General features: G+C 62.5%; 20 protein-coding genes, 1 pseudogene and 1 other annotated feature. Of the genes and pseudogenes, 10 read left to right on the top strand and 11 right to left on the bottom strand.

Annotated features, from left to right (window positions below; genetic code table 11):
* Window positions 1-124 precede the first annotated feature (124 nt).
* From RGU41_RS00385 to RGU41_RS00375, 3 genes are all read left to right on the top strand, one after another.
* Window positions 125-2,233: a restriction endonuclease gene (locus tag RGU41_RS00385; protein ID WP_322135152.1), complete on the top strand. Its 2,109-nt coding sequence runs from the start codon at window positions 125-127 to the stop codon at window positions 2,231-2,233.
* Between the two features lie 876 nt (window positions 2,234-3,109).
* Window positions 3,110-3,964 (top strand): nuclease-related domain-containing protein, encoded by an 855-nt coding sequence (locus RGU41_RS00380; RefSeq protein WP_322135151.1) that lies wholly within the window; start codon window positions 3,110-3,112, stop codon window positions 3,962-3,964.
* Between the two features lie 774 nt (window positions 3,965-4,738).
* The gene (locus RGU41_RS00375) at window positions 4,739-5,026 is read left to right on the top strand and encodes an HU family DNA-binding protein (RefSeq protein WP_322135150.1); all 288 of its coding nucleotides are present in this window, start codon (window positions 4,739-4,741) and stop codon (window positions 5,024-5,026) included.
* Window positions 5,027-5,271: 245 nt separating this feature from the next.
* On the opposite strand, the gene RGU41_RS00370 is transcribed toward RGU41_RS00375, so the two are convergent.
* Together RGU41_RS00370 and RGU41_RS00365 are read right to left on the bottom strand one after the other, a co-directional pair.
* Window positions 5,272-7,035, bottom strand: coding sequence for an oleate hydratase (locus RGU41_RS00370; RefSeq protein WP_322135149.1), 1,764 nt, complete (start codon window positions 7,033-7,035; stop codon window positions 5,272-5,274).
* An 11-nt stretch (window positions 7,036-7,046) separates the two neighbouring features.
* Window positions 7,047-7,664 carry a helix-turn-helix domain-containing protein gene (locus RGU41_RS00365; protein WP_322135148.1) on the bottom strand — a complete coding sequence of 206 codons (618 nt, stop codon included), beginning with the start codon at window positions 7,662-7,664 and terminating at the stop codon, window positions 7,047-7,049.
* A 350-nt stretch (window positions 7,665-8,014) separates the two neighbouring features.
* Here RGU41_RS00365 and trhA point away from each other — a divergent pair, with 350 nt between their 5' ends.
* Window positions 8,015-8,770, top strand: a complete 756-nt coding sequence (gene trhA / locus RGU41_RS00360; protein ID WP_322135147.1) for a PAQR family membrane homeostasis protein TrhA — start codon at window positions 8,015-8,017, stop codon at window positions 8,768-8,770.
* Between the two features lie 781 nt (window positions 8,771-9,551).
* On the top strand, window positions 9,552-10,022 hold the full coding sequence (locus RGU41_RS00355) for a hypothetical protein (RefSeq protein WP_322135146.1): 471 nt from the start codon (window positions 9,552-9,554) through the stop codon (window positions 10,020-10,022).
* Between the two features lie 270 nt (window positions 10,023-10,292).
* Here RGU41_RS00355 and RGU41_RS00350 read toward each other — a convergent pair whose 3' ends face one another.
* Both RGU41_RS00350 and RGU41_RS00345 read right to left on the bottom strand, forming a co-directional pair.
* Window positions 10,293-11,363: an LCP family protein gene (locus RGU41_RS00350; protein WP_322135145.1), complete on the bottom strand. Its 1,071-nt coding sequence runs from the start codon at window positions 11,361-11,363 to the stop codon at window positions 10,293-10,295.
* A gap of 1,134 nt (window positions 11,364-12,497) precedes the next feature.
* Window positions 12,498-12,761 carry a hypothetical protein gene (locus RGU41_RS00345; RefSeq protein WP_322135144.1) on the bottom strand — a complete coding sequence of 88 codons (264 nt, stop codon included), beginning with the start codon at window positions 12,759-12,761 and terminating at the stop codon, window positions 12,498-12,500.
* Between the two features lie 585 nt (window positions 12,762-13,346).
* Between RGU41_RS00345 and RGU41_RS00340 the strand changes: the two genes are divergently transcribed.
* The 3 genes from RGU41_RS00340 (at window position 13,347) to RGU41_RS00330 (ending at window position 16,973) form a co-directional block, all read left to right on the top strand.
* Window positions 13,347-14,513, top strand: coding sequence for an integrase core domain-containing protein (locus RGU41_RS00340; protein WP_322135143.1), 1,167 nt, complete (start codon window positions 13,347-13,349; stop codon window positions 14,511-14,513).
* A 564-nt stretch (window positions 14,514-15,077) separates the two neighbouring features.
* Window positions 15,078-16,376 carry a putative peptidoglycan glycosyltransferase FtsW gene (locus RGU41_RS00335; protein WP_322135142.1) on the top strand — a complete coding sequence of 433 codons (1,299 nt, stop codon included), beginning with the start codon at window positions 15,078-15,080 and terminating at the stop codon, window positions 16,374-16,376.
* Window positions 16,377-16,799: 423 nt separating this feature from the next.
* Window positions 16,800-16,973 (top strand): hypothetical protein, encoded by a 174-nt coding sequence (locus RGU41_RS00330; protein ID WP_322135141.1) that lies wholly within the window; start codon window positions 16,800-16,802, stop codon window positions 16,971-16,973.
* Between the two features lie 194 nt (window positions 16,974-17,167).
* On the opposite strand, the gene RGU41_RS00325 is transcribed toward RGU41_RS00330, so the two are convergent.
* Both RGU41_RS00325 and RGU41_RS00320 read right to left on the bottom strand, forming a co-directional pair.
* Window positions 17,168-19,069 carry an amino acid transporter gene (locus RGU41_RS00325; RefSeq protein ID WP_322135140.1) on the bottom strand — a complete coding sequence of 634 codons (1,902 nt, stop codon included), beginning with the start codon at window positions 19,067-19,069 and terminating at the stop codon, window positions 17,168-17,170.
* A gap of 331 nt (window positions 19,070-19,400) precedes the next feature.
* Window positions 19,401-20,455: pseudogene (locus RGU41_RS00320) on the bottom strand (IS3 family transposase).
* Window positions 20,064-20,177 (bottom strand) — a sequence feature (AL1L pseudoknot). Its footprint overlaps the pseudogene before it by 114 nt.
* Before the next feature lie 453 nt (window positions 20,456-20,908).
* Between RGU41_RS00320 and RGU41_RS00315 the strand changes: the two are divergent.
* Complete coding sequence (locus RGU41_RS00315) at window positions 20,909-22,156, top strand: alpha/beta hydrolase (protein WP_322135139.1); 1,248 nt, start codon at window positions 20,909-20,911, stop codon at window positions 22,154-22,156.
* A gap of 415 nt (window positions 22,157-22,571) precedes the next feature.
* Entirely contained in the window at window positions 22,572-23,633 is a 1,062-nt protein-coding gene (locus RGU41_RS00310) for a hypothetical protein (protein ID WP_322135138.1), read from the top strand.
* A 104-nt stretch (window positions 23,634-23,737) separates the two neighbouring features.
* Here the strand turns inward: RGU41_RS00310 and RGU41_RS00305 are convergent, their stop codons facing one another.
* From RGU41_RS00305 to RGU41_RS00290, 5 genes are all read right to left on the bottom strand, one after another.
* Window positions 23,738-24,124: a hypothetical protein gene (locus RGU41_RS00305; protein WP_322135137.1), complete on the bottom strand. Its 387-nt coding sequence runs from the start codon at window positions 24,122-24,124 to the stop codon at window positions 23,738-23,740.
* Between the two features lie 163 nt (window positions 24,125-24,287).
* Window positions 24,288-24,560 (bottom strand): hypothetical protein, encoded by a 273-nt coding sequence (locus RGU41_RS00300; RefSeq protein ID WP_322135136.1) that lies wholly within the window; start codon window positions 24,558-24,560, stop codon window positions 24,288-24,290.
* 30 nt (window positions 24,561-24,590) lie between these two features.
* On the bottom strand, window positions 24,591-24,797 hold the full coding sequence (locus tag RGU41_RS20615; RefSeq protein ID WP_369125169.1) for a ParB family protein: 207 nt from the start codon (window positions 24,795-24,797) through the stop codon (window positions 24,591-24,593).
* 185 nt (window positions 24,798-24,982) lie between these two features.
* A complete protein-coding gene (locus RGU41_RS00295) occupies window positions 24,983-25,906 on the bottom strand; it encodes a ParA family protein (protein ID WP_134559686.1) in 924 nt (307 codons plus the stop codon).
* 334 nt (window positions 25,907-26,240) lie between these two features.
* Window positions 26,241-26,612 (bottom strand): DUF3846 domain-containing protein, encoded by a 372-nt coding sequence (locus RGU41_RS00290; RefSeq protein ID WP_322135135.1) that lies wholly within the window; start codon window positions 26,610-26,612, stop codon window positions 26,241-26,243.
* Window positions 26,613-26,894: the final 282 nt, after the last annotated feature.

Here is a 26,894-nt window from a genome sequence, read left to right as displayed (position 1 = left end):
CCGGGCCGGTAGCGCGCTTACCCTTGGGCATGGATTGCAGGCTCCAGCTCCTGGTGCCAAAGCCGACCAGAGCCACACGCTTTCGGATCGCCCAGTGGTGCCAGGTCGTGGCCTAGATTTTCAGATGCCGCTGCTCACGATGGATACAGTGTCGCCGCGTGCGGCTACGCTTCGATTCATGTCGACATCTTTAATGGAAGAGCAGGAGACCCAAATCCTCTTGCCCTTCGAAGATCCCTTCGGCGGCTACGACATGGTCCGACAAAATCATGACGCGATAACCTACTTGAAATCTGGCGAAAAACACCGCCTGGACGGACCCGCACTTCGCCTGAGGTCCGGTTGGCAGGTTTGGTACCAGGCGGGAAAAGTACATCGTGCAGATGGGCCGGCCTTTATTCGCAAGCGTTCACGCGAAACCGCCGAGAAATACCGCCACGTGCCACCCACGCGAAGTGGGACCGATAGCCCATTGGGCCGGGACCAATGGTGGGAGGGATGGTTTTTCGAACACGCACTTCATCGCACGGACGGCCCCGCCATACGCTGGGAGGACGGGGCAGAAGAATGGTTCCAGCGTGGCTACCGGCACCGAGTGGGGCTACCGGCCGTTGTTGCGCCGGACGGTTTACGAGAGTGGCACCAGTTCAGTACTGATAAAAGCGTCCCCGCATTCAAGCCTGATGGCTCAATTGTCCGCGCGATTTCCAATGTGAACTATTTTCGAGAGCGCGGACCTGCTGTCATCCTCGGGAACAGGGTTCGATACTGGGGCTCGGGGTATGTCGGGGCCTATTACGGGAGGCGCCCGGCCACAGGGCCGTGGATTGAATATCCCGACGGGTCCGTCGATTTCGTAGATGGCGGGGAGGTGTACCACCGAAGCGCGACACACTCCTCCACTGTTGCGTTACGCCAGGACGGACGCGCGTATGTGCGATCGATGCTCGGCGCTAGTCCAGTTTCGTTGTTTGCAGGCGTCAGCTTTCTTCCGTTTGAGGATGAGGATGCCGGTTTTGAGGACTGTTGGCGGCAAGCACCCGAAGATGCACGACGTCTCTACGCGAATTGGGCAACCGAACGTTGGGATACGGTGCAGGGAAATCTCCCCTACGACGACGAATCCCGAATTCGAGGTTGGCTCGAAATGTTACGGAACACCATGAGTATTGAAAAGGAAGAGATCCGACTTTGGCGAGAGGATATGAAGGGATATCTCGCTGTTGCTCTTCGCCGGCTGGAGGAGGTTTTGGCCCCCGAGCTCGGGAAGCTGCAGGACGTGATCAATTACGCCGGATTGCCCCTTCTGGAAGCCACTGCCCAGCTCACTCCGGAGTCTCGTCTGCTCCGAGCTGTCGTCACCGCCCCATCGATTGATCAAGCCGTTCCGGAATTTCCTGCTGTGGATCAGGTGGGAAGCCCTCTCCTCGGCCCGAAAGCTCGGCCCTCCCGGTTGCGAACCGAGCTTTATGTCAACGGGATTGCCGAGTGTGCTCTCGCGACCTTGGCTGCGATTGTCGAGTGCGATGGCATCGAACTCGCCGACACCTTATTGCTGAACGTCATGGTCGATGAAATCGACCTTGCAACGGGGCGAGACAAACGATACTGCGTACTTAGCGTTCAGGTCGAACGCGAAGAGTTCGAAGCCCTCCACCTAGAACGAGTTGATCCGCTCGAATGCATAAGACACCTCGGCGGCGTCGTCCCTCGAGGTGTCAATGGGCTTTCGCCTGTACGGCCCATCATCGCCTTCGACAAAGAGGACGCCCGCCTTGTGGCAACGACAGATGTTGCCTCCAGAATGGAGTCCCGGGCCAATCTCATGGATCTCACACCAAACGAATTCGAATCGCTCATACAAAATCTATTCACCAAGATCGGGTTGGATACGCACCAGACCCAGGCCTCACGCGACGGAGGCGTCGACGCCATCGCTTACGACGCGCGACCCATCTTCGGCGGCAAGATCATCATCCAAGCGAAACGGTACAAGAACACCGTAGGCGTATCCGCAGTGCGCGATCTTTATGGGACTGTGCTCAACGAAGGAGCAAGCAAAGGGTTGCTCGTTACAACATCTGGGTATGGCAAGTCATCCTTCGAATTCGCCAAGAACAAACCACTTGAGCTCCTCGAAGGCGGCCACCTCCTCCACCTACTCAAAGAACACCTCGGCATGGACGCAGTGATCATCCCGCCGACGACGTGGGAAGACCCCATTACGGATTAATGCCCGAACATGGGAGGGCAGTGTCGGCGGCCATCGAAAAGTGCCCATACTCGGCCAACAGGGAATCGGGTTTTTTGCTGCGTATGGCCAGTGGAGCTGCCCGCTGGCGGCCAAACGGAACGCCCGATTCAGTCGGCGGCGATACCCCGGATCCCGGGCCGGCGGTTCCGCCTGCGCCAGGGCCTGCCGCACCGTCGGCCGCCCGACTCCGTGTCTTCGGGCCAGCTCCCTGATCGAGAGGCCCTCCACGCGCGCATCACGTCTGATCCGCGCGAACAACTCCACCCGAAACTCCATCCGAAACCTCCACCTTGGGCAACGAAAACACGTTGCAACAACGGTGGAGGTGGGTCCAGCTTAGATTGCCCCAGACACCCCGAAACAGCCGAAGTGGGTCCCGCTTAGATTGCCCTGGTGGGTCCGAATAACACTGCCATAGTCAGTCCCAACAGCTCGACACCTACGCACACGACTGAGCCTCAAGTCGACGAAAAGTTCTAGGTCTGGAGACCCGCCGTGGACCTGCGGAGCAGCTGGCGGTTCTGGGGGTATATCGACCATTCGGAACGAGGGGAAACGGTCCAATCCAGCGGTAACCTCTGGGGAGTCAGCAATCAGTGGGGCGGAGCGGGTTCCCGCGTTCCCGGCCTGCACTGCACCTACAACATCGCCGAAGACCCAGGCACGGATCAATGCCTGCCTTGCGGCGACCCGAGCGAACGGAAGCAGTCATGGAATCCCAGGGGAGGGAACCAGACAGCAGACCAGACGGCAGCAGAGCAGACAACGGCGCGCCCGCACACGCCCGGAGTCGGGCGTAGAGCGGCGCCCCGGGTCATCCGGGATCTCCGGGGCAACGTCCCCGGGCAGGGCCTCATGATCGAGGTTCTCCGCCGCCAAGCGGAATCCGGAGAGATCGTCCCCGAGACCGGCGCCGTACTCTTGACAGATGCCGCTGTGCCGTGGCGGATCGGCGCGCTCGGAGAGATCCAGGTCGGCGCGCACCTCGCGCAGCTCGGCCCGGAATGGACCGTTCTGCACTCCGTTCCCGTCGGGAAGGGTGAGAGCGACATCGACCACGTCGTCATCAGCCAAGCCGGGGTGTTCACCATCAACACGAAACGGCACGCGGGCCAGAAAATCTGGGTCGCCGGGCGCGGGTTCATGGTCGGCAATCACAAGCAGCCGTACATTCGGAACGCCAGCCACGAAGCGAAACGCGCCGAGAAGATGCTCTCCCTGGCCACCGGGATGACGGTCCCCGTCTGCGGTGTCATCGCTCTCGTCGACCCGGCCAGCATCACCCGGAAAGCCCCACCCGAAGGCGACGGTATCGAACTGCGCATCATCGACTCCCGCGACCTCTGCGTCACCGTCAGCGGCCGCCCCATCTTCAGCGTCGAACAGGTCGCCGCCATCGTCGCCGCGGCAGCGCAACCCGGGACCTGGCACGCGGGCCCACACTCCATCGAGGAACCCGCCGAGATCGCCGCCGCCTTCCACGCGCTCAGCGACCGCGTCGTGGACGAGGCGACGCCACCCGTCATCCTGCGGCCGCGCGCCACGTCCTCCCCGGCAACCACGCGCACCCGTCAGCCAACGGCGGCGAAGCCCCGCGTGGTCCGGCCCGGCAAGAGAGCCCAGAAAGCGAAGGAGAAGCGACAGGCCGAGATCATCAAGCTCGTCGCGGTCTGTGTCGGGCTGACCATTTGGTACGTCAGCACCCACTAGCCGCAGGTTGGAATGTCGAGTGTGCGGCGCGCCCTGGCAAAGGACACGCTCGAGCACCAATCAAAGGCGTCCTAGACGCCTTGCCCGGCCACACCGGCGTTCATCACGCCGAGAGTCTTTCGTTCCAGGCCGTGAGCTGCGCCTCCCAGTCGTCGACGCTGGATCGTAGGTAACGGACGGACTTCTGGGTGAGAGTAACGAAGGCTGGGCCTTCTCCGAGGCCGCGTAGTCGTGCGAGTTCCTTGATGCTGAGTCCTAACCAGCGTAGGCGGGGTGTTCCCACTGGGGAAATCTCGGCGCTCAGTAAGCCGAAGGTGGCCGGGCGGCGCCCAGTTTGGCATGGCCGCTAACAATCGAGCCCGGCACCGAGGCCGCCACAGCCAGAAGTGCCGCGTCGTTCACATCGCCACCCCCTAACGGTGTGAGCCCCACTGCCAGCGAGGAACTGCCCCGCAGTAGCCAAAGCCAGCGCCGCCTCGAACTCGCTCGGACTCATCGCTCCCCCGCTCTCTGCGCTCATGCCGCCCAGTCTGCGCCCACCGTGACCTCAGCGCACCCTCCCAGACCCGACCGCCGGGATACTCAAATGAGAATGTGGAGCCCAAAAACCGTCCAAGACGTCGAAAAACGCCGGAAATACGCGGAAGTTCGCGAACCTCTGTTAGATTCAACGCGGTCCAACCGACCAACGGATGCGGCCTCTGGCGCCGCCCGCGCCGCCCGCATCACCCGCATACCTGTTTTTTACAGACGAAGGTCCGAGGAGGACACTCAATGGCTGACAAGTCGCTGAACAAGACCGAGCTCGTTGCCAAGGTTGCCGCAGACTCTGGCCAGAGCCAGGTTGCCGTCGACAGCGTGCTCACCGCATTCTTTGCCGCACTCGCCGAAACCGTCGCCAGCGACGGCAAGGTCACCATCCCGGGCTGGCTCGGCGTCGAGCGCACCGCCACCGCGGCGCGCACCGGCCGCAACCCGCAGAACGGCGAAGAAATCGCCATCGCCGCCGGCCACCGCGTCAAGCTGACCGCCGGCAGCAAGCTGAAGGCCGCCGCCAAGTAACATCGGCACCCGTTCCACCAGCTTCAGACAGAGGAGGGTGTCGGCTTCGGCCGGCGCCCTCCTGTGCGTACCGGCGTCGGCGAACCGCTCGCCACCCAGTGGCGGTGTGCCGACTTCCTCAGCCTTGACGGCGACCTTCACCGACGCATCGATGCGCTCGTACTCGTCGATGAGCCTTAGATCGGCCGCCGCAACGGGGCCCGGGACGTCGTGTCCCGGGCCCCGCGCATGGTTCGCCGGCTCGGTCAGGTCAGCAGGCCGTACTCCTTGAGCAGCTCGCCGATCTCGGTGTTCTTGATCTGCTTCATCAGCAGATCACGGACCATGGCTGGGCCGGGCACCTCGATCTCCTTGCCGTCACGCAGCAGGCTGGCGGCGGCGAGCAGCGTACGCACGTCGTAGGTGGAGTTGAAGACTTCCGGCACGCCTCTGTCGATGCCGAGCAGTTGGTAGGTCGCCTCCATCGCGGTGCGCACCGAGTACTCGATGGTGAAGATCGTGTCCCGGGAGGGTGTCTCTGCGAACTGGCCGAGGAACGCGAAGTTGACGGCGCCGGCTGGGACCACGTCGGGCCGGTCGCCCGCCTGCCGGGGCATGAAGAACGCCGTGACGTAGGGCATCATCACCGGCACGCAGGTGGCACTATTCGCCGCGAGTTCGGGGATGTCGGCCACGGGGACACCCATGTGGTAAAGCCACTCCTGGGTGATCTCCTCGCCGGTGCACTCCTGCATCGACTTCTTCACGTAGTCGCCGGGGACGTCGCCCAACAGCGAGTACACCCAGACCACGATCTGGTCCTCGGGTTGCTTCTTGAAGTGCGGCTGGCGGTTGACTGTCCAGCTGAGCAGCCAGGCGGAATCCTGGGCCGTGACGATCCCTCCGGTGACGGTCTTGCCGCCGAACGGCGAACGCTTGGCGATCTTCTCGATGTAGGCGGGGATGCGCGTGTCGAGCGTGGTGACGGTGGCCGACTGCCACTTGCTCTCCTGGATGTGTGCTCCGAACACGTCCGGGTGCCCGAATGACGGGTCCTTGGCGGCCAACCGCCGCCAGAGGTCCCAGGCCGGGGCCGGTCCCTCGTCGAGCTTCGCCGGGGTGTGCTGGTCGCCGTTGTCGGAGTTCTCGGTGAGAGAGCCGATGGTGGCGAGCACCAGGTCGTTCTCGCCGAGCTCGACGCCACCGACGATACCCTCGCGGATCCAGTGGATCGCGGTGGCCTGCTTTCGGTCGGCGGTGATCGCGAAGTCGATGTCGGTGACCTCGGTGTCGAACTGGAACGTCACTCCCTGGTCCAGAAGCCATCGGTACAGCGGCAGCACCATCGACTCGTACTGGTTGTACTTGAAGAACCGCACGTTGGCGAAGTCCGGCATGCCACCGATGTGGTGGATGAAGCGGTGCACGTACAGCTTCATCTCCAGAGCAGAGTGCCACTCCTCGAAGGCGAACATGGTGCGCCAGTACATCCAGAAGTTGCTGGCGAAAAATTCCTCGCCGAAGACCTCGTTGATCCGCTTGTTCTCCAGCGACTCACGGGTGGCCAGGAAGAGCCCGATGAGCTCCTTCTGCGCTTGCTTCGAGAGAGTGAAGAGGGTACCGGTGCCGGCATCCTTGCCCTGCTCGACGGTGGCCCGCTGCAGCGAGAAGTTCGGGTCGTCCTTGTTCAGCCAGTAGAACTCGTCGAGCACAGACGCGCCCTCGACCTCGATCGAGGGGATCGAACGGTACAGGTCCCACAGGCACTCGTAGTGGTCGTCCACCTCACGGCCGCCGCGGATCACGAAGCCCTTCTTGGGCTCATCGATCCCGTCCAGAGCCCCGCCGGGCAGCTTCAGCCGTTCCAGGATGGTGATCTTCGACCCGTCCATCTGTCCGTCACGGATCATGAACGCCGCCGACGCCATCGACGCCAGGCCGGCGCCGACGAACCACGCGGTCTTGTTCTCGACTCCCTCAGGCTTGCGGGGACGCGCGAACGCCTCCATAGTTCCGCTGCTGTAGTACATAGTCAGTCTCCCTAATATGTTTCGATAATTGATGGCAACGTGGCGAGGAAGCCGCGCACGATCTGCGTGACCTGCCCACGAAGCTCTTCGATGGGGTCCGCTCCGGGATGCGCGCCCGTGGACGGCCCAGCGAGCAGGAGCGCCAGCGCCGCGAAGACGGTGCGGGCGGCCCGCTGTCCCTCGCGCAGGACCGGCTCGCCATCGACCCCGGCTGACCGGGCCGCCGCGATGAGACGGGACGCGATCGCGTCCTCGAGCTCGCCGACAAGCGCGAGGCCCGCGGTCCGGTGCTCGTCGGTGGCCGAACCGAACAGCAGCTCGCGCTGGTAGGCGATGACGTTGGCCGGGTTGCGCGCCGAGCTCGCCAGCACGGCCTGGACGAGCACGTTCACCGATTCGACCGGGTCAGCGGCCTCGGCCGAGGCCCGCACGCCGGTGTAGATCGCGTCGCGCAGTTCGCGGTTGTAGACCATGAGTAGCAGCTCGGCCTTGGACGAGGCATACCGGAACACCGTGCCGACAGCCACGTCGGCGCGTTCGGCGATCTCCTGCGTCCCCACAGCGTCGAACCCGCGCTCGGTGAAGAGAGCGGCCGCAGCCGCGAAGATCCGCAACTGCTTGTCCTGCATGCTTCGTTCACGGCGGCCTCGGGTAGGGCTGCGTTTCGCGTCCGGGTACTCCGACAGACCGGCCATGACGCCTCCAATGAGTTGACTCATTAAGGACTACGCTCATTTATGCGCGGGCGCAAACCCGCGCCCGACACCAGCGCCCCGGCGTCGCCCACTGAGGCCGGCGCGAGACGCTCCCCGGCCCCCGCACTCGCACACCGAAGGGTTTCGGGCAGTCCGCGCTGAAAACTAGTACCCGATAGAGAATGTCGCGCATCCAAAGGATCGTCAGTTCTGCACACAATTACGCGATTCCAGTCCGGCGACCCGCGCCGCTTCCGGCACGCGCCCTGCAGTATTCTGGTTCAATGGCCGCAGAAAATACTGGGCATGATGTTATCGGGGACGAAACCACCAGCCAGGACACCACAGGGCGAGACATCCCAAATCTTCCACTGCTTGACGCGGGGGTTGCCCGACCCGAAGACCTCAAGCCCACATGGCGGGGTTGGATTCATGCCGGCATGTTTCCGGTCACGATCGTGGCGGGCATCGTGCTGCTTACCCTCGCCGACGGGTCCGTTGCCCAGTGGAGCTCCTTCGTTTTTGTGCTCAGCTCGCTGCTCCTGTTCGGCAATTCGGCTTTGTACCATCGCTTCAATTGGAAGCCGCGCACGAAACTGATCCTCAAGCGCATCGACCACGCGAACATCTTCTTACTGATCGCGGGCTCATACACTCCGATCACGGTGCTGGCCCTGCCCCCGGCCAAATCGTTGCTGCTGCTGTCCCTGATCTGGGGCGGGGCGATTCTAGGAATCGCGTTCCAGATGTTCTGGATCACCGCACCACGCTGGCTGTACGTGCCGCTCTACCTCGCGCTCGGCTGGGGCTCTCTCATGTTCATCGTTGACTTTTTCCAGGCGAACGCCGCGATGATGACGCTCATCCTGATCGGTGGCCTTTGCTACTCGGTGGGCGCCGTCATCTACGGCTTGAAGAAACCGAACCCTGTGCCCGGAGTATTCGGATTCCATGAGATCTTTCACAGCCTCACGGTGGTCGCGTTCCTTTGTCAGTGGGTGGCGATCGTGATCATCGCAACGCATCCGCTAAATCCATAACGGGTGCCTCCCGGGCTCGCCCCGATGGCACGCACCCCACCACTGTGACGTTCTTGACCGCAAGTTCAGCCTCGATTCATGCCACCATTTCCGCGCGGTAAGAGGTGTGACGGAGCAGCCGGTCTACGAGGGCGGCGCGGTCTGGGAAGTTTTGGGGTTTGGCGACCTTGCGTTGAACGATCGAGAAGAGGATCTCCACGTGATTCGCACCGGTCAAACCATCCGCGCGACAGAAGTTTCACAACCCACGACATCGAAGCTATGTGGAAGCATCGGCGCCCACTGATCCGTCCCGACCGCAAAGACAAGAAACCCCGAATCGGAAACTTCGGCGACATCCGCCAGTGGCTTGAGTCCGTCTTCGACACTCTGAAAAGCCAACTCAGCCTCAAAAAACACATCGGCCGATCCCCCTCTACCGTGTACCCCGGGTCGGAGCGAAACTCCCCGCCAGCTCAGCCGCGATCTGACCCAACTGGCTGGTCGACGCACCCCGCACACGATCCCTCATCGCCTACGACTATTCGGGACCAATCATCTAGATTTGTCGAGGAAGGTCGGCTATGCGTTTATCGCATGGCGGGTCAGGAACACGTGGGGAATCGTGGGGGAATGTGCGTCATAGGAACTCGGCTGGCTGGGAAGTCACACGTGACGACGCCAGAAATGTCTAAGCCACGGGAACAATCATTTGAGACAGCAGCGGAACGGCGACTCGGGGCGCTCGGCGGGTTCCTCGGCGACACTGGCCCTATTTTCGGTCGGCGTTAACACACGCGAAGTGCCTGACACGATTCTGACCTCTCCGTCGGCCCATTCTGCGAAAATCGCATTGGCCATCACGGCGAACCTCCGCAGAAGACCTCGAGAAATCATCTCGGACCCCCGGCTGACGCCTGCCGTGAGTACGGCGCGTATCGAAGAGCTCTACCGGGACGAGATCCTACCGGGTCTCCTGAACCGCGACACGATCCTCGTCCTCGCCCCCACCAACGTCATCCAGAAAATTCAACACCACCTCAGCAGAGATCAGAAACAGACCTACACCCTCCCCCAGAACTCCCAGGACTCTCAGGGACAACCCATTGTTTACAACTTCGACCGATATTTGCAGCCGCAGACGACAATGAATACGAAGTCGCGGGACATTTCTCGAGCGGGCCGAACACCGCAGGTTCTCGACGCGTCGTCCGAGCGAATCAGGCACGTTGATGAGCAGTCCCACGGCAGTCCGCACCCGGCAAGGCGATAAAGCAACTTCTTAGTCTTGATCGTGACCTTGTATAGTGAACGACCGGCGGCCCAGATCGGGCTATCGGCGACCCGCCCACAAAGGTCATCCCCTCGACTCCAAACACCAGTCAGGTCAGTTTCGGCGAAGCGACCGGGAACTACCAACCCCTCTCGGTGCGCAGTACTTAGCGAGCCGTAAGCCCCTGGCAACGACGCCCGGTGCACCAGGAGTGATGACCTAATCGGTGCGGTTCGAGATGGAGGTTGCACGCTTCTTTTGGCCCCTAATCTAGTTGCCCTTCGTACAGGTTTGCTGATCAGCGGTCTGACCGGTGACGCTGGACGGGAGCACGGCATTGGCCCCAGCGGGAGCGGCCCCGGGGTTCGCCGTCGGCGTTGGAGCTGGTGTGGGTGTGGAACTAGGTTTTGCGGTCGCGGCTGGCGTGGGGACAGGGGCCACCGGGGCGCTACTCGGGAGCACGGCCGCCCGGCCTGGGGCCCCAGAGAGCTGCAATGGTTTATCTGCGACCAAAGCGGTGTTCAAGACTGTGGCGGCACTGGACTGGGCGATGACCCGTCCTGGCTCGGCCGGGTCAGTGATGGTGGGGTACTGGACAAAGACCATGTTCGCCAGCCCTGTGTCCTTGATCGCGAGAGCGATCTGGACCAAGGTCGTCGGATTCGTCAGCGTATCCGAGAGAACCATGTTGCCCGTTGCCGCTTTGGCCAGGGAGAACAACGCGATCGGGTTTCCCAGGACGCCGCCGCTTTGGACCTTCCGGGCCAGGGCAGCCATGAAGAGCTGCTGGTTACTGATCCGTCCCAGGTCGCTGCCATCACCTACACCGTGCCTGCTGCGCAGGAACGAGAGCGCGTCGTCGCCGACGAGGGTTTGCTGGCCCGCCGCCAAATGCAACGGAGGCGTCGTGTACAGATCGGTGACCGCCGAGGCCAGGCAGACGGTGACCCCGCCGACAGCGTTCGACATGGCAGTCACCCCGTCGAAGCTAATCTCCGCGGCGTAGGGAATCTGGACGCCGGTGAGTTTCTCGATCGTCAACACAACGCATGACAGGCCACCGCGGGACAGGGTCGTATTCAGCATCACCCGGCTGGATGCCGACGCGGTCCCGCCATCGGCCTGCGGGCACGCGGGAACGGCAAGCATCAGGTCCCGGGGGAAACTGATCACACTCACACTTTGATGATTCTGTGCAATATGCAGCAGCATGGTCACGTCGTTGTTACCCGCGCCAGAACTACCCGCGAGCTCTGCGGCCGTCCCATAGGCCCCGCCCTGGCCGGTCCGGGTGTCCGTGCCCGTCAATAGTAGGTTCACCCCGCCGGCGATCGCGCTCACGTCCGCGGCAGGGGCAGGAGCCGCCGTGCCGCCGGGCGACTGATCAAGGTGGGCCAAATGAACACCGGGCTTGACACTGCTGGCAACATCCCACGCGGCAATCGCCGCAAGGGAGCCCCCACTAACCAGAAGCACACCAAGGGTGATCCCCAAGGTCTTCGCGACCGTCCGCCACGGCCCCCGAGGCGCCAACCGTCCATGCCGGATCGGCTGACCGGCATTCCTGTCACGCCCACGCAAGGGCCCAGCGTGCGTCACGGTAACCCTCTTCCGCCCGGCCGAACCCACCGAAACATTCACAAACAATTGATTCGACCGAACTGTATGCCAGCACTGACCGGAGATTCCTGTGAAAGTGTCCCTCGACCAGGGCAACCGCACAGGAAGCCCGCCACACCCACCAAACGGGGGATGACGCTCGTCGCCGAACCAGGGTTAGCGTTGTTCGAGGGGGTATCCAACAAGGGAGGTCACAAATGCCGCCAATTGCCGTCAGCCTGCATCTGCCCGACGGGACACAAACGCGAGTTTATGTCGACATTAACCAGTACGGCCAACTACCCGCCGTTATCGTGGACCCCGCCACCGAGGATGGGCGCGTTCTGCCCGGGACGTGGCTGGGCGAAAGCCACGACGGCCGACCAGATGGAACCAGCTACCGCGCAGGACCCCCACGCGACCTCGCACCGACTGCGAAAGAATCCTCAGACGACACCTGAAGCAAACGAAAGTCGCCCGTCCGTTTCTACGAGGCCGGAGCCCGGGCCCGACAACGCAAACGAGTTAATCTTTCAGCAACATCGAAACAACGTTCTTCGCAGCGCACCGGTGCCCATTGAAGTCAGACCTCCGTTACGGGCATCCTCGCTTGGGAATAATGACGTTCTTGCGCCGTGGCGCGGCGCGTCGCGCCATGAGGTCGCCCATGTGCTCCTGAGCCGATTGCCGTACCAAAAGACGCGTCGCGGGGCAGCAGGGGTTACCATCTCACGGTGGCTTCACGGCCACGACGCAACTGGCCGGTAATGGTATCTCTCTCCGTCGTTGCAGCATCTGGCCTCTTCGGCGCGGAAGACGGGGATCGTTTGGGATTGCCCCGGGCCTGGTACAAGCGAACAAGACCGTTGATGCTGATCAGCTCGACTCACTGTTGTGATCGTCGAGCACTGCTGTCACAAAGTGCGCAACCGCATCGTCCCAAGTCGGGAAGACGAAATGCTCGACTGGATCCACAAACTCCATCACCTCGTAGCTGCCCTGGTCTTTCGAGATGAACCCGACCAGGGAGAGAGCATTGTCGCGTGCGATGCGCCGATCCGTGACGCGCCACTCGCAGCCTGAGAGCGCTTTGACGTTGATATCTTCGCTAGTGCGTATTTCCAGTCGTCCGGTGATCATCTTGATTCCTCTCCTTCGATGTTGCCGAGGCTAAGACCAGCATGTGACAGGTCTCTGAACTGCTCATGTGTGGGAGCTATGAACCCTGGCACCCGGCGCGAACATCATCCTGAATTCATTTGCGAGCACCCCGTTCAGGTGGCACTCATCGCGGAAACGTAACGTTTCTAGTGGAGGATCCCCACTCCAGAAGATGGGCTTCGGCACCCCGCCTCGTTATCCTCGGCGACCCGGTGCCGAAGCTCGCCATCCAACACAATGGCCACGCTGTCACCAGCTAATTCGCGGTACTCGCGATGAGGTGACAACCTTCGCCTGCAACAGCCCGATTCCCGGAGTGTGAAGTCTCGTTCTCAATCTGACAGTTCTGTCTCATGACCTTGCTGACAGTTCTGTCTCGGGACCTGCCTGACACTCCGAATGGAGGTCCTCGATCAAGGTCCTCCGTTCGGCAGCGGGCTGCGGATCCTCCACGATCAGGTCATGGCACATGACCCAGCTCGAACCGATCTCCGCCTCATCATCGCGTCCTGGCCCGAGGACGCTCCACGAGGGGCTGTGACGCGGTTCTGCCGAGAACACAACGTGTCCAGGGAATGGTTCTACGCGACCCGCAAACACGTCACCGAGGCCGGACTCCCGCATTCGTTAGTCGCCCGCTCGAGCCGGCCGAAGACCTCGCCGGCGAGGGTATCCGAACTCGTCGAACGTCTGGCGCTCGAGGCCCGCGCCCGGCTCGGCGGCGCAGGCTGGGACAACGGTCCTATTTCGGTCAAGTACGAGCTCGAGAAGTTGGGAATCGAGTCTCCGTCGCGGTCGACGCTGGCCCGGATCTTCACCCGGAACGCAGTCGTGACTCCGCAACCCAAGAAGCGTCCCAAGAGCAGCTACCTCAGATTTGAATACGCCGCTCCGAACGAAATGTGGCAGCTCGACGCCACCGACTACACCCTCCGTGGCGGCGCCGTCGTGGCGATCTTCCAACTCAACGATGACCACTCGCGCTTCCAGATCGCCTCGCTCGCTGCGCGCTCTGAGAACGCCGAAGACGCCGTGAAGGTCGTCACGATCGGCATGAACCGCCACGGCACCCCGCAACGTCTCCTGACCGATAACGGGACGGCGCTGAACCCCAGTCGACGCGGCTGGATCGGGGATCTGACCGCCCTCATGCTCAGCCGGGGCGTCCAACCCATCGCCTCATCCGTCGGCCACCCCCAAACTCAAGGCAAGAACGAACGCGGCCATTCAACTCTCGCCCGCTGGCTGGCCGCCCGTCCCGCCGCGAACGATTTGGCCGAACTGCAAACCCAACTCGACACATTCGACAAGCTCTACAACGAGGAACGCCCGCACCAGTCCCTCCAGATGCAGACGCCCCACCAGCGCTACCACGCCACGCCCAAAGCGCCGGAACCGACCCCGCCGCTCGTGCTCGTGCCCGTGCCGTCCAAGCCCCGGCAGCACGCACGCACGACCTCACCAAATGGTGTCCTGACCGTCGCCCACATGCGCATCCAAATGGGTCGCGACCAAGCCAGCCGCACCTTCAACATCGTCGTCGAGACCACCAGCGTCCATATCTTCGACGCCGAGGGAACCCACGTCATCACACACCCGATAGGCCCCAAAGGCAGCTACGTCGGCAACGGCAAACCCCGCGGCTTCCTCGCGAACCAAACCAGAAAACCCCCAGCCCCCGACGAGCCCGCAACATCCCGACCCGAGTGTCAGGGACGTCCCGAGACATGAAGTGTCAGGGACGTCCCGAGACAGCACAAGCCCGATTCCCGGAGTCTTCGCGCACACATAAGACATTGCTTTGATGGAGTCTTGGCTCTCGTTTCGTCGCGTGGGCAATCGCGAGCGGCAACACCACGAAAGACTTTCGCCCCGCTGCGAGTAGCTTGTTCATTCCGCTCTGCAGTGCACTGGCAAGTCGACGAATCGAAAAACGGCGACCGCCAACGCCGTGAACTGTCTTGTCCACGCCGGCGATACAGGCAGCCTGCGCACCTCCTCGGCTCCTTGTTGATAGCGCTCAATGTCGAAGAGGCTTTTCCAGCAGAGATTTCCGAGCAGGCACAATCTGGGAGAGACATGCGACCCGACGCGACACGAGTGGGATGAACTAGCGGTTCGGGATTCCCTCAGTAGTGTCGTGGTGGCGCCCCAGCCCATTGCCGCGCACTCTGATCTGATCCCACACCCGGCAGGACACTCCCCGCATATGACCGTATGTGAAGTACCGAGCAATTGTGGTCAATCCACACTAAATTCCACCTCCGCGACGTCCCCTGAGAAGGGGCTCGGTTCGTGACGAGTTCGCGCAACCCGACCCGTGCGCCACGTTCAAAGACCGAACACAGGGTTCCGTCAAATAGACCGTCACATTCAACGCGCATTAGCGTGGGCCGTTTGATCCGCTCAGAATCCCCGAACTATTTTCTACTCCTGGGAACGACGCTGTTCTTGGTTATCTTGGGCTTGATCATGGTCCTGTCTTCGTCATCAGTAGATTCCTTTGTTGCTCACGAGGGTTTCTTCGGCGTTGTGCTTCATCAAGGTGCCATCGCCCTCGTCGGTGTCCCATTGATGCTCGTGCTCAGCCGGATGCCGTTGAAGTTCTGGCAACGTATCGCTTGGCCGACGCTCATCGCTACTTGCCTCGTTCAGTTGCTCGTCTTCACCCCGCTGGGTGTGACCGTGGCCGGAAACACCAACTGGCTGTCCATTGGCAGTTTCCAATTCCAGCCATCTGAAGCCATCAAAGTCGCCCTCGTCATTTGGCTGGGCATGCTTCTGGCACAGAAGAAAGATCACCTCGACGACTGGCGCCACGTCCTCGTGCCCGTTTTTGGCATCGGCGGCACGGCCGTCATGCTCGTCATGATCCGCGGCGATCTGGGGACAACAGTAATCCTCGCCGGCATCCTCTTCGGCTCCCTCTTCTTCGCCGGCGTAAAACTACGCATGCTCGCCATCCCCTTGGGGATCGGCGCCCTGGGCGCCCTGGCTGCGGCCATGGCCAGCGGAAACCGGATGGCCCGGATACTGAGCTTCTTCGGCACCGGCTGCGATGGCTCAACAGGCACGATCTCCGCCGCATGCTGGCAACCCTTGCACGGCACGTGGGCCCTCGCGTCGGGCGGTATCTTCGGCGTCGGACTCGGGAACTCCAAAGCGAAATGGTCCTGGCTTCCAGCCGCGGACAACGACTACATCTTCGCGATCATCGGCGAGGAACTCGGTCTCATCGGCGCAATCGTGGTGCTCGCCCTTTTCGTCCTGCTGGCCATCGCCTTCCTCCGCATCATGAACGCCACCACCAGCCCTCAAGCCAAAGTCAGTACTGCGGCCGTCATGGTCTGGATCATCGGTCAAGCACTCGTCAACATGGGCGTCGTCCTCGGATTCATCCCTGTCCTCGGCGTGCCACTCCCCTCATTTCTGCTGGGGGCACCGCCCTCCTCACCACCCTCATCGCAATCGGAATCGTGCTCTCCTTCGCACACAGCGAGCTGCCGCCAACACGCACACCCCCACCCGGAAAGCCGGACACCGGCCACCCATAACTCGTCCCGCTCGCTCTCGTTGCAACTGCAGAGTGCTTGAAGACGACACGATAACGATTCTTGGTCCATCCGGTGCGAATGCGTTGAAATCCTGCGCTATTGCCTCGATACACCGTCCACCGAAACGGGCCACCGCCACACCCCCGTGAGCTGCTGGGCAGGACCGTCGCCGTATCAAACACGCACGGATGGGTAAACACTTTCAACTAGCCGAAACAGAGCCCCACCACAGGGTTTGCGCGTCGCGTCTACGAGAACAGTTGCTTTAACGGGAAAACGCCTATTCTCTCGGGCCTGAAGAATGCGGATAACAGCAACGACTCGATCAACGCGGAACCACCAGAATCGGCTAGATGGCGGTGCCGACCACGACAACGACCTGAAAACGTCGATCGTGATCACCACGAACCGGCCCGTCGGCGCCTAGGGCGAGATCCTCGGCGACACCGCCGTCGCCGACGCGATGCTCGACCGGCTCCTGCACCGATCCGTCGTCGTCGCCCTCGACGGCGGCTCCCAGCTCCGCCGCGTAGCAACCGGCACAAACTTCCACGAATCTAACCCCGCCACCTGGAGAGCTGATGAGCAGGACTCGGGAATTTCACTGTCTATTTCGTCCACCCAGCTCTCGACGTAGCGTTCTTTCGAGGGCGTTGGTCAGTGGATCAGGTAGAGATCGACCTGGTCGAGCTACGGCGCGTCGAAGCTCGCATCGAAAGCATCGAACGCGCTCTGGGTGCCCAGCGCGTCGTTTCAGAGCTGGGTCGTGACGGACGGGTCAGAACGACGCACGGCGGATGCCGCGATCACGACCCTGAGGCCGGCTGCAATTTAGCTGACGTGGATGTGGGGACGGCGTTTGGCATTGGGTTCCGATTCGCGTAACACTTCGCGCGTGACGGGGGCGATTTCGCCGAGGCCGGTGATCAGGAACTTGAACATGTTGGAGATCGGGTTGCCCTGAGTCCATTCGAAGTAGATCTCCGGGATCAGGCCGGTCTGGTCGCGGATCTCCAGTAGCACGGAGGCGATCGTGTTCGGCACGTTGCCACTCGTGACCTGGAGCACACGGTACCCGTGTTTGGCGACTCCGCGCACGAGCAGGTCTTCCTCGAAATCGGATGAGTCGGAGGGGTGCACCTCCAGGAAAATGATCGGCGATCCGGGCGGGATGTTGCCGAAGCGACGTTCGTCACGGCTCTTGTTCCGGTACTCGGCCTCGGTATCCTCATCGGGCTCATGGGAGATGATCCGAATAACGTCGTACTCCTCCGCGTCGGACATGACGTAGTCGAGGGCGTTGGCGTCCAGGGCGACGGAGGTCGCCCGCAGCTCGAATGAACGCCGCACGCGGGAGAGGATCGAGATTGTCATGATGGCGAGAATGAAGAGGCCGGCGATCCGGACGCCATCTGGCCGTTCAAAGACATTGGCGACTGTCGTATATGCCAAGATCAGTGCGATGACACTGAACCCGAGGGTGCGCCAACGCTGGCGCATGTGCCGGGCCGAGAGGGTCACGGCGACCGAGGCGGAGGTCATCAGAACGAGCACGCCTGTGGCGTACGCGCCACCTTGTGCGTCGACGTTAGCCTGGAAGAAGACCGTGATGAGGAAGGCGATGCTGATGAAGACCAGAACGAGCGGGCGGACGGCCCGGGCCCACTGGGGCGCCATCCCATACCGGGGCAGGTAGCGGGGAACAAGGTTGAGCAGGCCAGCCATCGCCGATGCGCCGGCGAACCACAAGATGCAGATCGTGCTGATGTCATAGACGGATCCGAACGCGGGTCCGAGGTATTCGTGTGCGAGGTACGCGAGGGCACGGCCATTGGCCGGCCCACCGGGCTGAAAGTCGTTCTGTGGGATTAGTAGGGTCGTGACGATACTCGAGGTTATGAGGAAACCGCTCATGATCAGCGCCGCCGTAGTGAGCAGGCGCTTGGTGCCTCGGATCCGTCCGGCAGGGTTCTCTTCAGTGTCGCTCGCGTCTCCCGTCACTTGCGGCATCACGGCGACCCCCGTTTCGAACCCTGACAAGCCCAGCGCCAGTTTGGGGAACACGATAAGGGCGATCCCCACCATGACAAGCGGGTTGCCGTGTTGAGTGGTGAGTGCCGCCCACCAGTCCGTGATCAGGGCGGCATGTCCGGCGACCTGTGCGATGGCGACCAAGATCACGACCAGATTAAGAAACAGGTAGACCACCACGAGCACGACGGCGATACCGATGGCCTCTTTAAAGCCGCGCAGGAACACGACGCCGAGCAGCGCCACTAACAACAGGGTGACCGATACCTCCTGACCGTGCAGCCACGAGGGAGCAAATGGGTTCTCGATCGCATGGGCCGTGGCGTCTGCCGCAGAGAGTGTGATCGTGATCATAAAGTCTGTGGCGGCGAAACCGAGCAGAACGAGCACAAGCAACTTGCCGGCCCACCACGGCAAGAGGCGTTCGAGCATTTGGATCGAACCCGACCCCTTAAAGCTCTCCTGCGCAACCCGGCGATACACGGGCAGTGCCCCCAGAAGAGTCAAGGCGACCAGCACGATAGTTGCGATCGGTGACAGAAGTCCAGCGGCGAGGGCCGCGATGGCCGGCTGATACCCAAGAGTCGAAAAATAATCCACCCCGGTCAGGCACATCACCCGCCACCACGAATGTGTCCGTTCGACACTGACCGAGAGCGGCCCTACGTGGCCGCCCCGATGGTCCACGAAGCCCTCGAGCATCCAAGTGCGAAGGCCGTCCGTGCGCACACGAGATTTGGTCACCAGCAAACATTACGCCCTTCACCGTCATGACCCGCCACACATGCATTCGTAGACACACTCGTGTTAAGGAGCTTGACACAGCCCTTCGGAGTAATCCGACGCCAGCGTGAAATAAGGTCTTGTATCGGCACAGTGAGTGAACACGCCGCAGTGGGACTGGTTGCCGGAAGGGCGCTCGTAATGTGGGTTGCGACCGGGATAGCGGGGAATTCCTTCCATGGTGGGAAAACGTCCTTTAGATTGCGAGTTCGTCTGTGACTGTCAAGCCCCGGGTTTTGTGGAGGCTCGGTTAGTCGCGTTCTCGTGAGTTGAGGACGGGCTGGTTGGTGTGGAACGCTGCTTCGGCTTCGACGGGTGGGATCAGGCCGATCTCGCCGTGGAGGCGGCGGTGGTTGAACCTGTCGATGTACTCGGCGACGGCGAACTCGAGGTCGTCGATGCCGTGCCAGGGCCCGAGGTTGCGGACCAGCTCGGCTTTGAAGAGCGAGTTGAAGGCTTCGGCCATCGCGTTGTCGTAGCCGTCGCCCTTGGACCCGACCGATGCCACGGCCTCGACGTCGGCGAGGCGTTCGGTGTAACGAATGGCGCGGTATTGGGCGGATTCAACCGGAGAACGTGCGGATGTAGGTGATGTCCGCCACCCAGAGGCAGTCCGGTTCGGGCGCGGTGAACTGCCGCTTCACGAGGTCCTCGGGGCGCTCCGCGAGGGCCCGAGAATCGTGGTCCGGGGCCCTTTCCAGCGTCGTACCCCGCGCAGACCCTCGCGACGCATCAGGCGTTCGACGGTGCAGCGGGCCACCTGGTGGCCGTCACGGCGGAGCTGCGCGTGCACCTTCCGGGCCCCGTAAACACCGTAGTTGTCCTCGTGGACGGCATGGATCCGGGCCGCGGTCACCTCATCGGACACCGACCGTTTCGAGGGCGGCCGGGACGTTGCCGCGTAGTAGCTCGACGGGGCGACCTGCAACTCCCGGCAGATCGGCTCGACCCCGAACTCGCTCTTCTTCTCATTGATAAACATGACTACCTGATCGAGGGGCGGTCGAGCTCCGCCGCGAAGAAAGCCGACGCACTCCGCAAGATCGCGTTCGACCGCCGCAACTCTCGATTCTCTCGCTCGAACTCCAGCAGCCGGGCCGCCGTGTCCGTCGTCACGCCCGGCCGGGTGCCCGTGTCGATCTCGGCCTGCGCCACCCATTTCCGCAGCGTGTCCGCCGACAAACCCAGCTGCTGACCGACACGGGCGCACGCGCCCCGCCGGCCGCCAGTCTCGCTCTGAGACGCGAGCACCAGACGCACAGCCCTCTCCTTCAACTCCTCCGGGTACTTCTTATTCACCATGATTCTCAACCTTTCAGGGGATCAAGAACCTCCATTAAACCCGGGGCGCAACAGACAGTCGTGATGGTTTAGCAATCCAACACACGCAAGCACGACAACAGTCGGTATCCCAGCGCAAGCTCGACGAGTTACTACGCACCCAGCCAACGAGCAACTACCAACGACCAACGACCAACGACCAACGACCAACTAATCACATTGGAAGGTGCGTCGGACGACGAATTGGAGGCCCCCACCGACCTCAAGAAAACCGAAAACGAGCCCTACGATTCCACCCGCGGCCGCTCGAGACTGCGAGGTGTGAAACCATTGTTTGGGCGATCGCTCTACGTTTCTGGACGGGCGGAGCTGATCCGTACGGGACTTGTTCCCGGCCAAAGTGAAGATTGGTGGAGCCAAGATCAACGACTTCTGGAAAATTAGTGTCGTCGACGGGCCCGTTGTCGTCTTCTTTTTGTGGCCTCCGGTCTCGCGCTGCTGTTTCTGCTGTTTAAGAAACTGAGCTGGCGCTGGACGGTGATGGCTTCGGCCGCCGTGATCCTCGGAGTGCTCGTTGCCGTCCTGGTCTGGTTCGTCTGTGTCCGGGTTCTTAATCTTTTTGGCATGTCATTGGGGACAGTCACCTATATGTGGCTCGCTGCCGCGTGCGGCGGCTCGAGTGTGGCCATCGCCAACCTGTGGGATTCCCGGCGGGCGCGGAAAGCAATCGCGGCAGGATCCATCCTGTTGTTCCTGATCACTGGAGACCTCGGCATCAACGCGGGCTTTGGACTGAATCGTACCCTCGGCTCTCTCTTTGGAATCAGCACGGAAACGCCCATCATTTTGACGGCGCCCACCCAGGCTCCAACTCCGGGTCCTCTGGCCGGTCCGCTTTGGCAAACCTGGGTACCGCCTGCCGGAATGCCCGCCAGTGGAACCACAGGTAGTCAGATCATTCCTAACCCCGGATCCGGGTTCACCTCGCGTCCGGCTGGAATTTATCTCCCTCCGGCCGCTCTCGTACCAAATGCTCCCGCTCTCCCTTTGGTCATCTTGTTAATGGGGCAACCCGGGAATCCCGACCCGCAGTACGTGGCCGCGACCTTGGACCGGGATGCGGCCCTGCATGGTGGCTTGGCCCCCATTGTGATCGTGGCCGACCAACTCGGGGACCCGAGCATTGACCCGCTCTGCTTGGACACCGCAACATACGGGAACGCGGAGACCTTCCTCACCCACGATGTCGTCACCTGGGCAAAGGCAAACCTCAACATCATCCAAGATCACCGGTACTGGACAATCGCCGGTTTCTCTAACGGCGGCCAGTGCGCGATCTCCCTGGCCGCCAAACACCCCGACCTGTGGTCCAACGTCATCGACATCTCCGGCGAGTCCTTCCCCGGATCCGAGATTCAGGCGGCCACTCTCAAGGACATCTTCGGCGGCGACCAGAAAGCGTACGACGCCCAACGACCGGTCAACCTGCTAGCCGCGCACCGCTACGTAGACACTGTCGCGATATTCACCGCCGGCGCTGACGACCCCGGTGTACTAGCCGGCCAACGAGTCGTCGCAAGCGCCGCACAATCAGCCGGCATGGCCGTGACACTTCGGGAAATCCCCGGCGGCGGACACTCGGTGCGCGCACTAGACGGGGGCCTGGACATCGGTTTCGAGGTCCTCTACCCACGATTCGGTTTGTCCGCACCAGCGACAGGATGAATGAACTCGCAACGAACCACTACCCGGCCTCCCGAAAACGCGACGAGGACCAAATTATGCCGCGCGGCACGATACACGAGTCGGCTCTACGATCTCGGTGAGATGGCGAAATCTAGAACGCGCCTAGTCACAGGCTGACTGCCCGCAATCGATCAACTCCAAGCGCACCGAGATCGTAAAGCCGACACACGTTCGATTCATGGAATCCTCGGCACCACTCTCCCGCCGTTCGGCATAGATCATGCCGACCAGCTCACGCAGTTGGGTGCCGCGCCCCGGTCATCCGTGTGCATGACGGCACAGCACCCGGCCGAAGCGGGTCCCGCGCCCTCGATGACGAGGCTCCTATTTCGTAATTCGTTATCGTTATTCGTATTACGTTTACGTATTGCGTTCTGAGTGATACGATATTGGTATGAGTCTTCCCGAGATCACCGATGTGCGTACTTGCGGTTTCCCCGGCTGCGAGGAGCCCGTGGATGCCACGCCCGGTGTCGGCCGGCCGGCCGGTTACTGCATCAACCCCGGCCACAATCGGGCCGCTGCGTGGCGGGCCCGCCGCGCCGAGTCCGGCCGCATCGAGCGCACGGTCGAGGACGAGAGGCTCCCCGTCGATGCCGCACGTCAGCGGGCCAGCGTGCTGCGCTCTCAGGTGGCCAGCATGGTCGAACACCTGCAGCAACAGCTCGTCGTCCTCATCGACGAGCTGCGCACGGTCGCGGATCCCGATGCGGCCGAAGCACAGATCGAGGCCGTCACCGCGGGCGCGGCCGAGCAGGTCGCCACGGCGGCCGCCCGGACCAACCGGGCCGAGACCGCCACCCGCAAGGCCGAGGCCGAACGGGCAGAAGCCGACGCGGCAGCCGAGGAATCCGCTGCCCTGGTCGACGAACTCCGCACCGCCCTGGCCGCGCTCGAGCAGCGTGCCGCCGCCCTGGAGGGCGACCTGGTCGTCGCGAGCGAGGACAACGCACGCACGGCCGCAGAGATCGCCGCCCTCACGGTCCAGGTGGCCGCTCTGACCGACGAGAACGCCGCCACGACCACTCAGCTCACCGAGGCCCGGGAACTCGTCACCACGGCCACCACGGCCAAGGACGAGGCCCTGGCGGCCGCGCGTGACGCCGCCGCGCAGGCCGACGCCGCCGTGGCGCGCGCCGATCGTGCGGAGACGGAGGCTGCGAGCACCCGCGAGTTGCTCGACCAGGCCCGGGTCGAGCGCGAGAGCGCACGGGCGGAAGCGCTCGTCCTCACCGGGCGCCTGGCCACTGTCAGCAGCGAACGCGACAGTGCCACGGCCGAGGCCGCCCGGGAGCGTTCCTACGCCGAGCAGCGCGTCACCGATGTGCGGGACACCCTCGAGCAGCAGCTCACCCAGCTGCGCGCCGACTTGGATCAGTCACGCACGAGCGAACGCGAGCAGCGCACCCGCGGCGACCGCGCCGAAGCCCAGACGGTACGCCCTAAACAGAAGTAGACCGCCAGCCCGCTCCCCCGCTGCGCCCCGAGTCGCCAGAGGATCCTCGACAGGCCGTGTGCCTGGTCGTTGTCGGCGCCGGCGGTGGAGGCTGTTCGTGGTAGCTACCGGAAGTTCTTCGTCGAGTCCGTCTCGTTAGGGTGACCGGTCGTAGCCTTCGTGATGTACACGCGTCCAGGCTTCTTCGCCTTCGCGTTGGGCTCGTCAACGGCGTACCACAGGCGAGCACCGTCAGTGACCTTGTACTGCCACTGCGGCATGACCACGCCATCGACCAGGACCGTGGAGAGATCCCCACGGAGTTGGTAGCAACGATCAGGGTCGTACCGCGCAGGATGCGCGGTGAGATAGTCGTATGCGTCCGCGAGGGCGTTCTTCGCGGACGCCTTCAAATCCGTCCAGCCGCGTTGGGCTGCGGTGTTGCCAAAAAAGAGCTCGTACTCGGTGCCCTTGATCGGTCGCGGAACCGCGACACCACGCTTCCCCGCCACCTACGGGCGTTCGACGCGAACCGGGGCGGCGGGCAGCTCGATCGGCTCGACAGGTCGCATGCCCATCGCGTAGGCGACGGCCGTTTCCTGCCACTCCTGCTGCGCCCGCAGCAGACGCTCGAACGTACCGAGCTCACTAGCGGCATAAACGAGCTGTTCAATCTCAGCCGCGTACGCGGCGAGCTCCCCGGGGTGAACTCCCCGCCCAAGCGAACAGATCAGTCAACGCCGCCGCGACGTCGCCCTTGTTCCGCCCGATCGCCCGGATCAGCCTGCTCGAGAGCGCGATACCGTTCTCGAGGACGTCGAGATCGTGACCGCGCAGGATCACGAGATCGTCACCATCACGACGCGTGATCCGGACCTGACCCTCATCAATGTGAGCCAGAACCTCCTTGGGCTTACGCAAAAGGTCAGTAAAAGTCGCGGTACTCATGCCCACACACTACATCAGATAAACATCTGATTAGCTGAGTGGCCGCCCGACCGGCAGCGGCGAGCTATCGCCTTCGTATGGCTCCCCTGCGTTGTGCAGGAGTTCTCTGCGTTCCACTTCGGCTTGGATCGCTCGTTCGACGAAGTCAGACCAACTCTTGTCGCCCTCGAGGTGGCTCGTAGCCCGGTACGTTGCCCGCGCGCGATCTCTAGTCTGCGCAGACAAGTACGTGGTCATCCTCGCGGTCGGTTCTGCCATAAGGGCAGCCTTCCGTGCCGGAGCCGCAGCAGGCTTGGACAGCTTGGGCTGCTGAACGGGCTGCACTGTGGGTTCGGTGCGGTTTCTGGCTTGCAGACGACTCAAGTCGGGAGTCCCGGCACGGTGCGCTAAGCCGCCGATTTGTCGGCTGGGGGTGTCGTCGCTCATGCGAGGGCCTCCTGGTTCTCGGCCGCGGTGATTCGGGCCACAACTTCTTGGGTGATGGCTTGCAGGTCGTCTGCGACGGATGAGGCTGTCCGAGGTGCGAGAGCTTGTGCCTGGGCTTCGCCTCGGCGGATCTCGAACCACTTCGGGCCCTTTCGTACCTCCGCGTCGAGTTCGTGGACGAGGAGGCCCCGTTCTCGTGTGGCCTGGGCGGTTGCTTCGCTATGACGGACCGTGGCGGTGAAGACGACGTTGTTGTCAGCATTGAAGAGCTCCGCGATGTGTTCGCGAGCTTCGCGCTGGACGACGTGGGCGGATGTGCCGACGTCGACGAGAACGACGCCCAGCAAGTCGAGGGTCGGATTCACGCCCAGGACGGCGTCGAGGCGTGCAGCGACGGCGCCGAGTCCCTTGCGACTTGATTTGTCGCTCTTCACAGGCACGAGTGCCCACCTCGCAGCGGCGACGGCGGCCGTCTGGAGGGTCTCATCGCCGGGCGGGCAGTCGATGAGGATCATGTCGTAGTCGCCGGCGAGCGGGGCGAGTAGATGCGCGACGGCGAGCTTGGCGCCGTCTGGGTCTTTGTTCGCCTTTGCAGAGAGCCCGGCCGTGGCTTGGTCGAGAGCAGGGCCTCCCGCGAAGACGTCCAAGTTCGGCCGGACTTCCTTGATTGGCGCTGCTCCCCCGCCGAACATGAGTGCTTGTGCGAGTGCGCGACCGGTGTCGTCTCTGTCGTCGTCGGTGTATCCGAGGTCTTCAGCGAGATTGCCTTGGGGGTCAAGGTCCACGAGCAGCACGCGGTATCCGTTGTTGGCGAGCATGCCACCGATGTTGGCGGTGAGTGTCGTCTTGAGGACGCCTCCCTTGCCGTTGATGACAGCGATAACGCGTTCCAAGGCGGTGCGATCGAGTACCTGAGTCATATTCGCTCATTTCGTTTGACGTCAATAATGACAATACAGCTAATACTGTCATTAGTGCCATAAGTGCCATAAGTGGCAATGCTGTTTTTACTGCTATTGCCCACATTACCAGCATTACCAGCATTAGCACTATTCCTGCTATTACCACTAATGCCTGTATTGCTGTCATTGGGTGACTGCGCCAGCCCGATTTCACAGGCCAGACCTCCACCCGGCCCGGCGCCGGGGGAGCGTGAGGGGGTCGCCCTCACCGGCTGGCCCGCGAGGGCCAGCCGGTTGTCGTGGTTAGATGTTGCGCAGCATGCCCACCACAGTGGGGAACGGAGAGAGGCTTTCAACGAGGGCGTCGACGGTCCCGGCGTCGGGCTTCTGCGCGAATGCTTTCTGGATCGTCGTTGAGCTGGCTGTCGGTGAGGCCGACGGTTTCGCCGTCTGGGGTGACGCTGACGGCGATCGCGGTGCCGAAGATGACGGTGGGGGAGCCGAGGCGGTGCGCCAGGACGGTCGCGGGCAGGTTTAGGGTGGACCCGTTGATGAGTCCTTCGTCGTCGACGAAGAGGTCGATGCTGTCTACTAGACCGACGACGTCGAACATCCGGCAGCCGATGGCGGCGCAGATGTCCGTCCCGATGTTGCGCTCGTCCAGGTTCAGGGTGGTGATGGTGTCGGTTGGGGTGATCTTGATGCTGCGGATGGCGGTGGTCATGGGGTTCTCTCTCCTCGGTTGGTGAGTGGCCCGGGGTCCCGGGTTCTCTGGGCAGTGGTTGTTGTGTCGTCCACCGTTTTTCTGCCCTGGGTGGCAAGAGAAATCGATTGAGAGCGGGAGTGCCATAGTGCCCGCAGTCTCGTGCGAAATAAGGGAGCCTGTGACCGCGTGCGAGAGTGTGGGTGACGCAGGCAGGAAGCGAACTACGATGACCGGCCACCAAGGGAAGAAAAGTCTTGAAAAAGGCTGGCCGGAATGGCCGGCTCCGCGGGGATCCGGCCT

Source organism: Cryobacterium sp. 10C3 (genome assembly GCF_034314285.1).
Classification (GTDB): domain Bacteria; phylum Actinomycetota; class Actinomycetes; order Actinomycetales; family Microbacteriaceae; genus Cryobacterium; species Cryobacterium glucosi.
This window is presented reverse-complemented; position numbering and strand designations above follow the sequence as displayed.

What these genes read in the sequence shown, in the direction of transcription:
- RGU41_RS00345 (WP_322135144.1), bottom strand. Translation starts at nt 12,761, where the DNA reads ATGATCACCGGACGACTGGAAATACGCACTAGCGAAGATATCAACGTC.
- RGU41_RS00380 (WP_322135151.1), top strand. Translation starts at nt 3,110, where the DNA reads ATGATCGAGGTTCTCCGCCGCCAAGCGGAATCCGGAGAGATCGTCCCC.
- RGU41_RS00370 (WP_322135149.1), bottom strand. Translation starts at nt 7,035, where the DNA reads ATGTACTACAGCAGCGGAACTATGGAGGCGTTCGCGCGTCCCCGCAAG.
- trhA (WP_322135147.1), top strand. Translation starts at nt 8,015, where the DNA reads ATGGCCGCAGAAAATACTGGGCATGATGTTATCGGGGACGAAACCACC.
- RGU41_RS00295 (WP_134559686.1), bottom strand. Translation starts at nt 25,906, where the DNA reads ATGACTCAGGTACTCGATCGCACCGCCTTGGAACGCGTTATCGCTGTC.
- RGU41_RS00365 (WP_322135148.1), bottom strand. Translation starts at nt 7,664, where the DNA reads ATGCAGGACAAGCAGTTGCGGATCTTCGCGGCTGCGGCCGCTCTCTTC.
- RGU41_RS00290 (WP_322135135.1), bottom strand. Translation starts at nt 26,612, where the DNA reads ATGACCACCGCCATCCGCAGCATCAAGATCACCCCAACCGACACCATC.
- RGU41_RS00330 (WP_322135141.1), top strand. Translation starts at nt 16,800, where the DNA reads ATGCTCGACCGGCTCCTGCACCGATCCGTCGTCGTCGCCCTCGACGGC.
- RGU41_RS00375 (WP_322135150.1), top strand. Translation starts at nt 4,739, where the DNA reads ATGGCTGACAAGTCGCTGAACAAGACCGAGCTCGTTGCCAAGGTTGCC.
- RGU41_RS00300 (WP_322135136.1), bottom strand. Translation starts at nt 24,560, where the DNA reads ATGAGTACCGCGACTTTTACTGACCTTTTGCGTAAGCCCAAGGAGGTT.
- RGU41_RS00325 (WP_322135140.1), bottom strand. Translation starts at nt 19,069, where the DNA reads ATGCTCGAGGGCTTCGTGGACCATCGGGGCGGCCACGTAGGGCCGCTC.
- RGU41_RS00385 (WP_322135152.1), top strand. Translation starts at nt 125, where the DNA reads ATGCCGCTGCTCACGATGGATACAGTGTCGCCGCGTGCGGCTACGCTT.
- RGU41_RS00310 (WP_322135138.1), top strand. Translation starts at nt 22,572, where the DNA reads ATGAGTCTTCCCGAGATCACCGATGTGCGTACTTGCGGTTTCCCCGGC.
- RGU41_RS20615 (WP_369125169.1), bottom strand. Translation starts at nt 24,797, where the DNA reads ATGACCACGTACTTGTCTGCGCAGACTAGAGATCGCGCGCGGGCAACG.